A 12,623-nucleotide genomic window follows, 5' to 3' on the forward strand; every position below is an offset into this window, starting at 1 on the left:
CCGCAACGATGTGGCCGCTGACCACGACGACGCCGATCGCGCGTCCTCGGAAAGGAAGTTGCCATGCGCAAGTCCCTCGTCATGATCGCGCCGCTGGCGGTGGCCGTCCTGGCCCTGTCCGCGTGCGGCGGCGGCGACGCCGCCCCGGCGGAGACCGCCACGGGCTCCGCCAGCGAGTCCGCGACCGAGTCGAGCACCGGCGGCGGCGACGCCGCCGGCGCCTCGCTGACCATCTGGTCCGACGCCGAGCGCGAGCAGGCCATCAAGGACGCGGCCGCGGACTTCGAGGCCGACACGGGCGCGACCGTCACCGTCGTGCAGAAGAACTTCGAGGACCTCCGGGCCGACTTCCTGTCCCAGGTCCCCACGGGCGAGGGCCCGGACATCACGATCGGCGCGCACGACTGGCTGGGCGAGTTCGTCGAGTCCGGCGTCGTCGACACGATCGACCTCGGCGACCGTGTGAACGACTTCGAGCCCGTCACGGTCGAGGCGCTCACCTACGACGGCCAGCTCTACGCCCTGCCGTACGCGCAGGAGGCGGTCGGCCTCATCCAGAACACCGCCCTCGTGGGCGAGGAGACCCCCGCCACCTGGGACGAGATGATCCAGATGGCGACCGACGCCGGCTTCGCCGAGCGTCCGTTCATCCTGTACACCGCCGGTGCCGACGGCGACATGTACACGTCCTACGGCTTCCAGACGTCGTTCGGCGCCCCGGTCTTCCAGCAGGACGAGTCCGGCTCCTACCTCGCCGAGGTCGGCCTGGGCGGGCAGGGCGGCCTCGACTTCGCCCAGTTCCTCTACGACAACGGCTCGGCCGGCACGGGGTACTTCACCAACACGGTGGACTACGACATCGGCAACGAGCTCTTCGCCTCGGGCCAGTCGCCGTTCATCGTCCAGGGTCCGTGGACCATCCCGACGTTCCAGGACGCCGGTGTCGACGTCGCGGTCGGGCCGATCCCGTCGGCCGGCCCCGAGACCGCTGCCCCGTTCGTCGGCGTCCAGGGCTTCTACCTGTCCGCGCAGTCCTCGAACGCGCTGCTCGCCAACGAGTTCCTGACGAACTACATGTCCACGGACGAGGCGCAGCAGGCCCTGTACGAGGCCGACCCGCGCATCCCGGCCCTCACGGCCGTCGCCGAGGAGGTCGCGAGCGACCCGGTCATCGCCGGCTTCCTCGAGTCCGCGCAGAACGGCGTCCCGATGCCGAACATCCCCGAGATGGGCGCCGTCTGGGACTTCTGGAACCCCGTCCAGATCGCTCTGATCAACGGTGAGGACCCCGCCACCATCTGGCCCACGATGGTCGGCAACATCGAGACGGCGCTCGCCAACTGATGCACCCCGTCCGGGGCGGGCACGCCCGCACCAGCGCGCGAGCCCGCCCCGGACGCGCCTCTTCGAACCAGGAGTCAGCATGACGATCAATCAGGACGACGCGGTCCGACCCGCCCGCGCCGCCGAGCCGCGTCAGCCGCGCGAGCCGCGCGAGCCGCGCGAGTCGCACGCGCGCAGCTGGAAGGGCCCGGGCGGAGGCTTCCTCGTGAAGCTCCTGCTCATGATGCTCGTGAACGCCATCGGCCTCGCGGCCATCCTCACGGCCTACCGCGCGCAGTCCTGGGTGATCCTCGGCGTCATGGTCGTCCTGCTCCTGGTGGCGGACTGGATCTACTTCTCCAAGCGCGCCGTTCCCATGAAGTACCTCTACCCGGGGCTGATCTTCCTCGCGGTGTTCCAGGTCTTCACACTCTTCTACACGGGCTACGTCGCCTTCACGAACTACGGCACGGGTCACCTCGGGTCGCAGCAGCAGGCCGTGGACGCGGCCATGATCCAGAACGAGCAGCGGGTCGAGGACTCCCCGTCCTACCCGCTCGCGGTCGTGCGTGACGGCGACGAGCTGGGCTTCGCGATCACCGACGCCGACGGCGTGGTGAGCGTGGGCACGCTCGACACACCCCTGGAGGAGGTGGGTGGCGTCGTCGTGAACGAGGGCGGCACCCCCGTGGAGGTGCCGGGCTGGGAGGTCGTGCCCCGCGCCGACCTGTTCAGCGACGCCGACCTGCAGGCCCAGGTCACGAGCCTGCGCGTGCCGGTCTCGGACGACGCCGACGACGGCTCGATCCGCACCCGCGAGGGCTCGACCGGCACGGTCTACCTCTCCACGCTGGAGTGGGACGCCGCCGCCGAGACGCTCACGGACACCGCCACCGGGGTGACCTACTCCCCGGACGGCCGCGGCAGCTTCGTCAGCCCCGACGGCGACCGTCTCGCCGCCGGCTGGTACGTGGGCGTCGGGTTCGAGAACTTCCAGCGCGCGTTCACCGACTCGGCCTACGCCGGACCACTGCTCCAGGTGGCGCTGTGGACGTTCGCGTTCGCGGGGCTCTCGGTGCTGACGGCGTTCGGGCTCGGCCTGCTGTTCGCGCTCATCTACAACGACGAACGGCTCCGCGGTCGCAAGATCATCCGGACCGTGTTCATCCTCCCGTACGCGTTCCCGGCCTTCATGTCGGCGCTGCTGTGGCGAGGGATGCTCAACTCCGAGTTCGGCGTCATCAACGACTGGTTCTTCCTCGGCGCGAACATCGGCTGGCTCAGCGATCCGCTGCTGGCCAAGATCGCCGTGCTGTGGGTCAACCTCTGGCTCAGCTACCCGTACTGGCTGCTGGTCACCACGGGTGCGCTGCAGGCGCTCCCCGGCGACGTGGCCGAGGCCGCCCGCATCGACGGCGCCGGCCGGTGGCGGCAGTTCCGCTCCATCACCCTGCCCCTGCTGATGGTCTCGACGGCGCCGCTCGCGATCGCGTCGTTCGCGTTCAACTTCAACAACTTCACGATCATCTTCATGCTCACCGGCGGTGGTCCCACGTTCCCCGGCGCCTCGGTGCCGCTGGGCTCCACGGACATCCTGATCTCCGCGATCTACCAGATCTCGGGCGTCGCGGGTGGTCGGGCCGACTACGGCCTGGCGAGCGCGCTGTCGATCGTCGTCTTCATCGTCATCGGGGTCGTCTCGGCGCTCGCCTTCCGGCAGACCCGCAAGCTGGAGGAGATCTGACATGACCAGCCCGTCCAGCACCGTCCCCGCGTCCGCCGCCTCGGCCACGCCCACCGCCCCCCGCCGCGGGATGTCCGACGACGAGCGCCGCGCCGGCCGCCGTCGTCGCTGGTGGAAGGAGGTCGGGTGGAAGTACCCGCTCGCCGCGATCATCGTGTTCTACGCGGCCTTCCCCCTGGTCTACGCGCTCTCGGCGGCCCTGAGCAGCCGCGGCTCGCTCGCCGGCTCCAGCTCGCTCTTCTCCGACCTCAGCACGGTCAACTTCGAGGCCCTCAGCGGCACGATGTACTGGACCTGGGTGGTCAACACCCTGGTGGTCTGCGGCGCCTCGGCGATCGGCGCGGTCGCCATGGGCGGCGCGGCCGCCTATGCGTTCTCGCGCTTCCGGTTCCGCGGCCGCCGCGCGTCGCTGACGTCGCTGCTGATCATCCAGATGTTCCCGCAGACCGTCGCCTTCGTGGCGGTGTTCCTGCTGCTCATCGCCCTCGGCGAGGTCGTGCCGGAGCTCGGCGTGAACTCGAAGCTCGCCCTCATCTGCGTCTACCTCGGTGGCGCGCTCGGGGCGAACACGTTCCTCATGTACGGGTACTTCAACACCATCCCGATCGAGATCGACGAGGCGGCCCGGATCGACGGCGCCTCGCACGCCCAGGTGTTCTGGCGCCTCATCATCCCGCTGGTCGTGCCGATCCTCGCGGTCGTCGGGCTGCTGGCGTTCATCTCGGCGTTCGGCGACTTCATCCTCGCCCGCATCGTGCTGACGTCCGAGGACAACTGGACGCTCGCCGTCGGCATGTACCAGTGGGTCTCCAACCAGCTCACCTCGCGGTGGGGCCTGTTCGCGGCCGGGTCGATGATCGCCGCGCTGCCCGTGCTCGCGCTCTTCCTGTCGCTCCAGCGCTACATCGTCGGCGGCCTGTCCGCCGGCTCCGTCAAGGGCTGATCTCCGCGCCCTGATCCCCCGATCCCCGGGCACCCGGGGACTGGCCGCGCCGGCCGGTCCCCGGGAGCTCGGTCCCAGCCGTACCCGAACGACCCCGCACCGTCCCCTGCGGCGCGGGTGATCAACGACGATCCACGAGAGGTTCCCATGCCCAGAAGGACCCAGCTCGCCGTCGCCTCGATGGCGACCGCGGCGCTCGCCGCCGCCGGAATGGCGGTGCCCGCCGCCGCCGCGCCCGCCCCCGCCGCGCCGATCGAGGCCGGCATCACCGTCCCCCAGGTCACCGGGATGGGGGAGGACTGGATCAACGGCGCCGACTTCTCCTCGATCCTGTCGCTCGAGGAGAGCGGCGTGACGTTCCAGGACTTCGAGGGCAACGACGCCGACCTCTTCGAGGTGCTCGCCGACGCCGAGGTGAACTGGGCGCGCATCCGCGTCTGGAACGAGCCGTTCCTCGAGTCCGACCCGACCAAGGGCTACGGCGCGGGCAGCGTCGACGCCGACCGCGCCACCGAGATCGGCGTGCGGGCCACCGAGGCCGGCATGCGCGTGCTGGTCAACTTCCACTACTCCGACTTCTGGGCGCACCCGGGTCAGCAGTACGTGCCCCGCGCGTGGGCCGACACCACGCACGAGGAGCGCATCCAGGCGCTGTACGACTACACGGTCGACACGCTGGAGCAGATGGACGCCGCCGGCGTCGACATCGGCATGGTCCAGATCGGCAACGAGACCACGAGCGGCGAGATCGCCGGCACGCGGGGCTGGGCGCAGACGGCCGACCTGTTCGACGCCGGTTCGCGCGCCGTGCGCGACACGCTCGGCGAGGACGTCAAGGTCGCCGTGCACTTCACCAACCCCGAGCGCGCTGGCCAGTACGCATCCGTCGCGAAGGAGCTCGACACCCGCGGCGTGGACTACGACGTGTTCATGAGCTCGTACTACGCGTTCTGGCACGGCACGCCCGAGAACCTGACGAACGTGCTCTCGCAGATCGCGACCACGTACGACAAGGAGGTGGCGGTCGCCGAGACGTCCTGGGTCAGCACGCTCGAGGACGGCGACGGCACCCCCAACTCCGTGAAGAGCACCAACGGCGCGTACTCCACCAGCGTCCAGGGTCAGGCGCTCGCCGTCCGCGACGTCATGCAGGCCGTGGCGAACGTGCCGGACGGCAAGGGCATCGGCACGTTCTACTGGGAGCCGGCCTGGCTCCCGGTCGGTCCGCCCGAGACGTTCGACGAGAACTTCGCGCTCTGGCAGCGCGACGGCTCCGGCTGGGCGACCACCTACGCGCAGGACTTCTACGACCGAACCGGCCCCGGCTGGTACGAGGGCATGCCCGCGAGCGAGTGGAAGGACGTCTACGGCGGTTCCGGCTGGGACAACCAGGCGCTGTTCGACTTCTCCGGCAAGCCGCTGGAGTCCCTGCGCGTCTACGAGTACGCACGCACCGGGTCGATCGCGCCCCGCGAGGTCGAGTCGGTCGAGTCCCCGCGCGTGAGCGTGCTCGCCGGTGAGGCCGTCGTGCTCCCCACCTCCGTGCAGGTCAGCTACAACGACGGCACGAGCGAGCAGCAGACCGTCGAGTGGTCCGACGAGCTGGCCTGGATCGACGGCGCCGGGACGTACACGGTCCGCGGCACCACGCAGGCCGGGTACGCGGCGACGGCGACCGTCGTCGTCCGCGGTGAGAACCAGGGCACCAACCTCGTGACCAACCCCGGCTTCGAGAGCGGCAACACCGGCTGGACGGTCGGCGGCGCCGGCATCACGGTCGGCGGGACCGAGAACCCGTTCGCGGGCACGCGCTCGGCGAACTTCTACCGCGGCAGCGCCTACTCCTTCTCGATCGAGCAGCGCGTCGAGGGCGTCGCCCCGGGTCGCTACCAGCTCTCCGCCAAGGCGCAGGGTGGGGCGGCCGGCGCGAACGACACCCTGTCGATCTCCGCGCAGTCGGGCATCTCGACCGTCCGGGCGCCGTTCACGCTGCAGGGGTGGCAGGTCTGGCAGACGCCGACCACCGACCCGATCAACGTCGGCGCCGACGGCGTCGTGGTCGTCCGCGCCGAGGGCACGCTCAGCTCCGGTGCGTGGGGCAGCCTCGACGAGTTCTCGCTCGTCGCGGTGCAGGACGAGGTCGAGCTCGACACGACGGCGCTCGAGGGCCTCGTGACGCAGGCGGAGGCGCTCGACCGGGCGACCCTCACGCCGGAGTCGCTCGCCGTCGTCGACGCCGCCCTCGTGCGCGCGTCGTTCGTGCTGGAGTCCGAGACGCCGTCGCAGGCGAGCGTGGACGGCGCGGCCGCGCAGCTCACCGCCGCCCTCGCGGCCGTCGAGCGTCGCGCGTTCACGGACGTGGCCGACGACAACGTCTTCCGCACGGAGATCACGTGGCTCGCGAAGGCCGGGATCTCGACCGGGTGGGTCGACCCCGTCACGGGTGAGGCGGAGTTCCGCCCGCTCGCCCCGATCGCGCGCGACGCCATGGCCGCGTTCCTGTTCCGCCTGCTCGGGGACGACGAGTACACGGCTCCGACCGTGTCGCCGTTCGTCGACGTCGCGACCTCCGACCAGTTCTATCGGGAGATCGCGTGGCTGTCGGAGAAGAGCATCTCGACCGGGTGGGCCACGCCCGCCGGCGCCGAGTTCCGCCCCCTCGCGCCGATCGCCCGTGACGCGATGGCCGCGTTCCTCTACCGCGCGGCCGGTGAGCCCGAGCACGAGCTGCCGGCGGTCTCGCCGTTCGTCGACGTGTCGCTGACGAACCAGTTCGCGCACGAGATCACGTGGATGCTCGAGTCGGGCGTGGCGACGGGCTGGGTCGGCAACGACAACACGTCCGAGTACAAGCCTCTGAACTCGGTGGCGCGCGACGCCATGGCCGCGTTCCTGTTCCGTTTCCACCACGACGTGATGGAGGCGGGGGTCTGACCCTGGTGTGAACCTCGGGTGAGGTGAGCACGACGGCGCCGGGTCGGTCCTTCGGGACCGGCCCGGCGCTGTGCTGTCCGGGGGCGGCGACGCCCGGGCCGGCCGCCGCGCGGGCCAGGTCGTCCTCCCTGAGCGAGCCGTCGACCCGTCGCGGGGCGGCCGTCGGGGCAGGATGGGCGCATGACCGTCATCAGGATCAACGCCATCACCGTCCCCCGCGAGTCCGGCGACGAGCTCGCTCAGCGGTTCGCCGCCCGCGTCGGCGCCATCGACGGCGTCGACGGGTTCGAGGGCTTCGAGCTGCTCAAGCCCACCGATGACCGCGAGGTCTGGCTCGTCCTGACGCGCTGGCGCGACGCCGAGGCGTTCACGGCGTGGACGACGTCGGAGTCGTTCGGCCGCAGCCACCGCCAGGGGTCCTCCGAGGGCGCCGGGGAGGGTGCGGGCGAGGCCCCGAAGCGCCCCGTCGGCACGGCCAGCGAGGTGTGGAGCTACGAGGTGGCCGGCGGGAGCAGCTGACCCGATGAGGTCGCCCGCGGCGTCGCCCGACCCCGAACCGCTCAGCAGCGAGCTGGCGCAGCGCGTCGTCGACACGGTCACGACGCGGATGGACCGCCACGTCAACGTGATGGACGCGCACGGCGTCATCATCGCGTCGTCGGATCCCGAGCGGATCGGCACGCTCCACCACGCCGCCCTGCGCGTGATCGCCGACGGCCGCGCCGTCACGGTGACCGTGCCGGAGGTCGGGTCGAGCGATCGCCCGGGGGTCAACGAGCCGCTGGTCGTGGACGGCAGGCTGGTCGGCGTCGTCGGCGTGACGGGTGATCCGCGCGAGGTGGGGCAGCTCGCCACCGTCGTCGCGCTCGGCGTGCAGCTCCTCATCACGCAGGAGCGCTCCTACGACGCCGCCACGCGGCGGGCGACGGCGGCACGCGAGCTCATCGCCGCCCTCACGTCGGGCCGGCTCGACGCCGGCGAGACCGCTGCTCTCCTCCGGGTGGCGGGTCTCGGCACCGGTCCGTGGACGCTGAGCGTGTGGGCGGAGGCGGCCTCCGACGGCGCCGCGGCGAGCGCCCCACCGGTGCACGCGTCCCAGCTCGCCGCCGACCTCAGCTCGCGCGAGCACCACCGCGCCGCCGTGATGCACGGCCTGCTCTGGATCCTCACGCGCGCGCCGCACGCACCGAACGTCGACGGCGCCCGCGGCCTGCGCGTGCTGCGCCTGACCGATCCCGGCCAGCTCCTCGCGCGCGCCGTCGACCTGCGCGCGCTCGCCCGGTACCCGCGGCTCCTCCCGGTCGGCGGGCAGGAGGTCGACGACGCCGCAGCCCTCCTCCTGGGGGTCGGTCACCTCCCGCCCGCCTCGCTCGCGCAGCGCGCCGCCACCGTGGTGGGACTGGCGCCGTCGGACGCTGAGACCGTGAGCGCCATGGCCGGGGCGACGACCCTGGCCGCGGCCGCCGCCGCTCTGTTCGTGCACCGCAACACGCTCGTCCAGCGCGTGACGCGCATCCGCGAGCGCACCGGGCTCGACCCGCGGGTGCCGGCCCAGCTGGCGGCGCTGCAGCTCGGGCTGCTGGCGCGCGAGGCGCTCGGCGACGGACCGGGCTGACGCGCCGGCCCGAACGTCAGGGCGGCTGAGAGGGCCGATCGCACACATCCGGCCCGCACGAGGCAGCTATGACTGGGCGCTTCGCCGTAGCCGCGTGACCTGCGCCACGCCTAGCGTCACCATCATGCCCACCGACGAGCAGCCCCGCAGACGTGTTCGCGTCGCCATCGTCCCCGACTCCTTCAAGGGGAGCGTCTCCGCCCTGGAGGTCGCCACCGCCATGGCCCGCGGGGTGCAGTCCGCCTCCCGCGCGCACGCCACCGGCGACCTCGAGATCCGCCTCAGCCCGCTCGCCGACGGCGGCGAGGGCACCCTCGACGCGCTGCTCGATGCCTGGGGCGAGCGGGCACGCACGTGCGCCACGACGGACGCCCTCGGCAGGGCGACGACGGCGCGGTACGGGCTCTCGCCGTCGGGCACGGGCATCGTCGAGGCGGCCGAGGCCAACGGCCTGCCCCAGGTCTCCGACCGCCCGCTCGAGCCGCTCGTGGCGGACACGCGCGGCGTCGGGACGATCGCCGCGAGGCTGCTGGACGAGGGCGCGAGCGAGATCGTGCTGTGCGTCGGCGGATCGGCGACGACCGACGGCGGCACGGGCCTGCTGGCCGCGCTCGGCGCCCGCTTCCTCGACGCGCGCGGCGAGGTGTTGCCGGCCGGCGGCGGCAACCTCGTCAACCTCGCACGCATCGACCTGTCGAGCCTCGACCCCCGGGCTCGCGCGGTGACCTGGCGCGTGGCGTGCGACGTCACCAACCCGCTGTGCGGGCCGCGCGGTGCGGCAGCCGTCTTCGGACCGCAGAAGGGGGCGACGCCGGAGGACGTCACCCTCCTCGACGCGGGGCTGGCGCGGCTGGCCGACGTCGTCGCGGCCGAGGTGGGGATCGCCGTCGACACGCTGCGCGACCGCCCCGGCACGGGCGCCGCGGGTGGGATGCCGCTCCTGCTCACCGCGCTGCTCGGCGCCGAGCTGGTGGCCGGCAGCGACCTCGTCGCCCAGACGCTCGGGCTGGAGACGATCCTCGCCGGCGCCGATCTCGTCCTCACGGGCGAGGGGCGCTTCGACGACCAGTCGCTGCACGGCAAGGTGGTCGACGCCGTCGCCCGCCACGCGCCGTCCGGCGCGCCCGTGGTCGTGATCGCGGGCGAGGTCGCCGTCGACCAGGACGCGATGCGGGAGCACGGCGTCACCGCGGCGCTCGCGACGGCGCGCGGCCCCCGCACGCTGGCCGAGCTCACTGCCACGACCGCCGACGACATCGCCTACGCGGCGGCCACCGTCACCCGACTCCTCGGTCTCTGACCACCGAAACCCCAGGCAAAGGAGCCTTCCCATGCTCGACATCCTCATCCTGATCGCGCTCGTGGCGGGCATCGTGCTCGTCACGGCGCGCTGGAAGGTCAGCCCCGTGCTGGCGCTGCTCGGAGCGGCGCTGCTCGGAGCGTTCGCCTACCGGATCCCGATGGCCGACATCCTGTCGACGATCACGACGGCGTTCGGCGGCACGCTCGGCAACATCGGCCTGGTCATCCTCTTCGGAACGATGATCGGGGTGATCCTCGAGCGGTCGGGTGCGGCCATCGCCATGGCCGACGCGCTCATCAAGCTGATCGGCACCCGCTTCCCGAACCTCACGATGACGGTGATCGGCTACATCGTTTCGATCCCGGTGTTCTGCGACTCCGGCTACGTGATCCTCAACAGCCTGCGCAAGGCGATCACGGTGCGCACCGGCGTCTCCACGCTCGCCACCTCGATCGCGCTGATGACCGGTCTGTACGCCACGCACACCCTCGTGCCGCCGACGCCGGGCCCGCTCGCTGCAGCCTCCGAGCTCGGCGTGGAGAACCTCGGGCTGCTGATCGCGCTCGGCCTCCCGGTCGCGGCCGTCGCGGCGCTCGCGGCGATGCTCTTCGCCAACCGCTTCCTGCACAAGCCGGTCGACCTCGTGCCGACCGAGGACGACGACGAGATCGACAAGTCCTACGAGGAGCTGCGCGCCGCCTACGGCGTGCTCCCGAAGGCGTTCCCCGCGTTCCTGCCGATCCTGCTGCCTCTCGTGCTCATCTGCGGCGCGTCGATCGCGAAGATCCCCAGCCGTCCGATCGGTGAGGGTGTCGCGTTCGAGGTGCTCTCGTTCGTCGGGACGCCGGTCATCGCCCTGATCATCGGCCTGCTCGCCGCCGCCGCTCTGCTGCAGGGCAACGGCAAGCTCGTCTCGTTCAACAGCCAGATCGACGACGCGATCCGCGTCTCCGCGCCCATCCTGCTCATCACCGCGGCCGGTGCCTCGTTCGGCGCCGTGCTCGCGGCGTCGCCTCTCATGGACGTCCTCGGTGGCAGCCTCTCCGGGCTCGGCATCGGCCTGGCGGTGCCGTTCCTCATCGCGGCCGCGCTCAAGACCGCGCAGGGCTCCTCCACGGTCTCGATGGTGACGACGTCGGCGCTGGTGGCCCCGCTGCTCGGCTCGATCGGCCTCGGCACGGAGATGGGTGCGGCGCTCGCGGTGCTGGCGGTCGGCGCCGGCGCGATGGTCGTCTCGCACGCCAACGACTCCTACTTCTGGGTGGTCTCGCGGCTGAGCCGCATCCCGGTGGCGACGGCGTACCGGACGCTGACCGTGGCGACGGCGATCGAGGGCGTCGCGGCGTTCGCGACGATCTGGGTGCTGAGCCTGGTCCTGCTGTGAGGGGCTGAGGTTCGGCCCCGGGCCGGGCCGACGGCCTTGCGGGGTGGATCGGCGGCGCGTGACGCCGCCGATCCACCCCGTTGTTCGCCGGTGGCCCGGGAGCGCCGCGCGCGGCTGGAATGATCTGGACCATGACCCTCCCGCAGGCCGACCAGGTGCCGCCCGAGCACCTTGGCAGGCAGGGCGCCCGGTCGCTGTGGCGCGCCTCGCGCGCCTGGCTCATCGCCCTGGTGCTCGTCGCGCTGGCCGCGACCGGCTTCGGGGTCTGGTTCTCGAGGAGCGTCGCCCCGCACTGGGTGTCGATGGAGCCGTACCAGGGCGAGCTGACCTGGTGCGAGACCACGGACGAGCCCGGCGGCGCGATCTGGTTGGCGAACGCGCAGTACGGCGCGACGGGCGAGGGACCGGTCGTGCTGTCGATGCTGTGGCAGTGGGATCCGGACCCGTCGGGGATCGATCCGGGGGCGTCGCTCGCCATCGAACTCACGGGCGAGGTCGGGCGCTACGTCACCTCGGAGCAGAGCGAGGCCGGCCACGTCTGGCTCCAGATGCCGCTCGACCGCGACGAGCTCCTGAATCCGCCCGGCCGGACCCTCCTGGCCACGCTGGAGATCTCCGGTCAGCCGATCGCCAGCTGCAGGATCCCCGCCGCTGACCTCGTCGGCCGCTGAGCCGTCCGGGTCGGGCCGGCTCCTCAGCGCGGCCGCACCACCGACAGCGGTGAGATCGAGTGGTAGTGCCGGTCGTGGTAGACCAGCGGCTCCCGCTCGCTCGCGGTGACGACCTCGGTCACCTCCACCAGCACCACGGTGCTGCCACCCGCGCCTAGCCGGTGCACGACCGTGCCGCGGCTCCACGTGCCGACGTCGGTCAGTAGCGGCTCACCGCTCGGCAGCTCGCGCCAGGCGTGCTGCGCGAACCGGTTGATGCCGCTCGTGGCGAAGGTTTGGGACAGGTCGCGGTGGCGGGTGTCGAGCAGGTGCACGACGACGGAGCTCGCCTCCCGGACCGCCGGCCAGGACGAGGAGGTGTCGGTGATCGAGAACGCCAGCAGGGGCGGGTCGGCCGAGATCGACACCACCGACGTGGCGGTGAAGCCCACGGGGCCGTGCGCGCCCGCCGTCGTGATGACGGCGACGCCGTTGGGGTGGTGGCGGAACAGCTCGCGGAACGCCGCGGGGGCGATCGGCGCGGGCGTGGTGAGCGGGGTGGTCTGCGTGGTCACGGTGCTCCAGGGGACGGGGTCAGGGTTGTCCCGATCCTGCGGGGGAGCGTGGTGGGCCGACGGCGGTGCGCGCGACGGTCCACGCACTGGGCAACCGTGGGTGGCAGGCGGTCGACGGCGCCGGGACTGCCCCGCACGAGTCTCGCCGTGCG

The 12,623-nt window shown here is 72.1% G+C and carries 10 protein-coding genes; 9 read left to right on the plus strand and 1 reads right to left on the minus strand.

The window, feature by feature from the left end; translation table 11 throughout:
- Nucleotides 1–63: 63 nt before the first annotated feature.
- The 9 genes from SERN_RS05460 (at nucleotide 64) to SERN_RS05500 (ending at nucleotide 11,917) form a co-directional block, all read left to right on the plus strand.
- On the plus strand, nucleotides 64–1,344 hold the full coding sequence (locus SERN_RS05460) for a sugar ABC transporter substrate-binding protein (protein WP_135849137.1): 1,281 nt from the start codon (nucleotides 64–66) through the stop codon (nucleotides 1,342–1,344).
- A gap of 79 nt (nucleotides 1,345–1,423) precedes the next feature.
- On the plus strand, nucleotides 1,424–3,067 hold the full coding sequence (locus SERN_RS05465) for an ABC transporter permease subunit (RefSeq protein ID WP_135849138.1): 1,644 nt from the start codon (nucleotides 1,424–1,426) through the stop codon (nucleotides 3,065–3,067).
- A gap of 1 nt (nucleotide 3,068) precedes the next feature.
- The gene (locus SERN_RS05470) at nucleotides 3,069–4,010 is read left to right on the plus strand and encodes a sugar ABC transporter permease (RefSeq protein WP_135849139.1); all 942 of its coding nucleotides are present in this window, start codon (nucleotides 3,069–3,071) and stop codon (nucleotides 4,008–4,010) included.
- A gap of 147 nt (nucleotides 4,011–4,157) precedes the next feature.
- The gene (locus tag SERN_RS05475; RefSeq protein ID WP_135849140.1) at nucleotides 4,158–6,944 is read left to right on the plus strand and encodes a glycosyl hydrolase 53 family protein; all 2,787 of its coding nucleotides are present in this window, start codon (nucleotides 4,158–4,160) and stop codon (nucleotides 6,942–6,944) included.
- A 180-nt stretch (nucleotides 6,945–7,124) separates the two neighbouring features.
- Complete coding sequence (locus SERN_RS05480) at nucleotides 7,125–7,463, plus strand: antibiotic biosynthesis monooxygenase family protein (RefSeq protein ID WP_135849141.1); 339 nt, start codon at nucleotides 7,125–7,127, stop codon at nucleotides 7,461–7,463.
- A 4-nt stretch (nucleotides 7,464–7,467) separates the two neighbouring features.
- On the plus strand, nucleotides 7,468–8,559 hold the full coding sequence (locus tag SERN_RS05485) for a sugar diacid recognition domain-containing protein (RefSeq protein WP_135849142.1): 1,092 nt from the start codon (nucleotides 7,468–7,470) through the stop codon (nucleotides 8,557–8,559).
- A 124-nt stretch (nucleotides 8,560–8,683) separates the two neighbouring features.
- Nucleotides 8,684–9,859: a glycerate kinase gene (locus SERN_RS05490; protein WP_135849143.1), complete on the plus strand. Its 1,176-nt coding sequence runs from the start codon at nucleotides 8,684–8,686 to the stop codon at nucleotides 9,857–9,859.
- 31 nt (nucleotides 9,860–9,890) lie between these two features.
- Nucleotides 9,891–11,246, plus strand: coding sequence for a GntP family permease (locus tag SERN_RS05495; RefSeq protein WP_135849144.1), 1,356 nt, complete (start codon nucleotides 9,891–9,893; stop codon nucleotides 11,244–11,246).
- Between the two features lie 131 nt (nucleotides 11,247–11,377).
- The gene (locus SERN_RS05500) at nucleotides 11,378–11,917 is read left to right on the plus strand and encodes a hypothetical protein (protein ID WP_135849145.1); all 540 of its coding nucleotides are present in this window, start codon (nucleotides 11,378–11,380) and stop codon (nucleotides 11,915–11,917) included.
- Nucleotides 11,918–11,940: 23 nt separating this feature from the next.
- Here the strand turns inward: SERN_RS05500 and SERN_RS05505 are convergent, their stop codons facing one another.
- A complete protein-coding gene (locus SERN_RS05505) occupies nucleotides 11,941–12,471 on the minus strand; it encodes a flavin reductase family protein (protein ID WP_135849146.1) in 531 nt (176 codons plus the stop codon).
- Nucleotides 12,472–12,623 lie beyond the last annotated feature (152 nt).

It is taken from the genome of Serinibacter arcticus (genome assembly GCF_004786095.1).
GTDB classification, from domain to species: Bacteria; Actinomycetota; Actinomycetes; order Actinomycetales; family Beutenbergiaceae; genus Litorihabitans; species Litorihabitans arcticus.

Bases quoted from the DNA above. Each gene is read 5' to 3' on its own strand.
- SERN_RS05460 (WP_135849137.1), top strand. From the start codon at position 64: ATGCGCAAGTCCCTCGTCATGATCGCGCCGCTGGCGGTGGCCGTCCTG.
- SERN_RS05465 (WP_135849138.1), top strand. From the start codon at position 1,424: ATGACGATCAATCAGGACGACGCGGTCCGACCCGCCCGCGCCGCCGAG.
- SERN_RS05470 (WP_135849139.1), top strand. From the start codon at position 3,069: ATGACCAGCCCGTCCAGCACCGTCCCCGCGTCCGCCGCCTCGGCCACG.
- SERN_RS05475 (WP_135849140.1), top strand. From the start codon at position 4,158: ATGCCCAGAAGGACCCAGCTCGCCGTCGCCTCGATGGCGACCGCGGCG.
- SERN_RS05480 (WP_135849141.1), top strand. From the start codon at position 7,125: ATGACCGTCATCAGGATCAACGCCATCACCGTCCCCCGCGAGTCCGGC.
- SERN_RS05485 (WP_135849142.1), top strand. From the start codon at position 7,468: ATGAGGTCGCCCGCGGCGTCGCCCGACCCCGAACCGCTCAGCAGCGAG.
- SERN_RS05490 (WP_135849143.1), top strand. From the start codon at position 8,684: ATGCCCACCGACGAGCAGCCCCGCAGACGTGTTCGCGTCGCCATCGTC.
- SERN_RS05495 (WP_135849144.1), top strand. From the start codon at position 9,891: ATGCTCGACATCCTCATCCTGATCGCGCTCGTGGCGGGCATCGTGCTC.
- SERN_RS05500 (WP_135849145.1), top strand. From the start codon at position 11,378: ATGACCCTCCCGCAGGCCGACCAGGTGCCGCCCGAGCACCTTGGCAGG.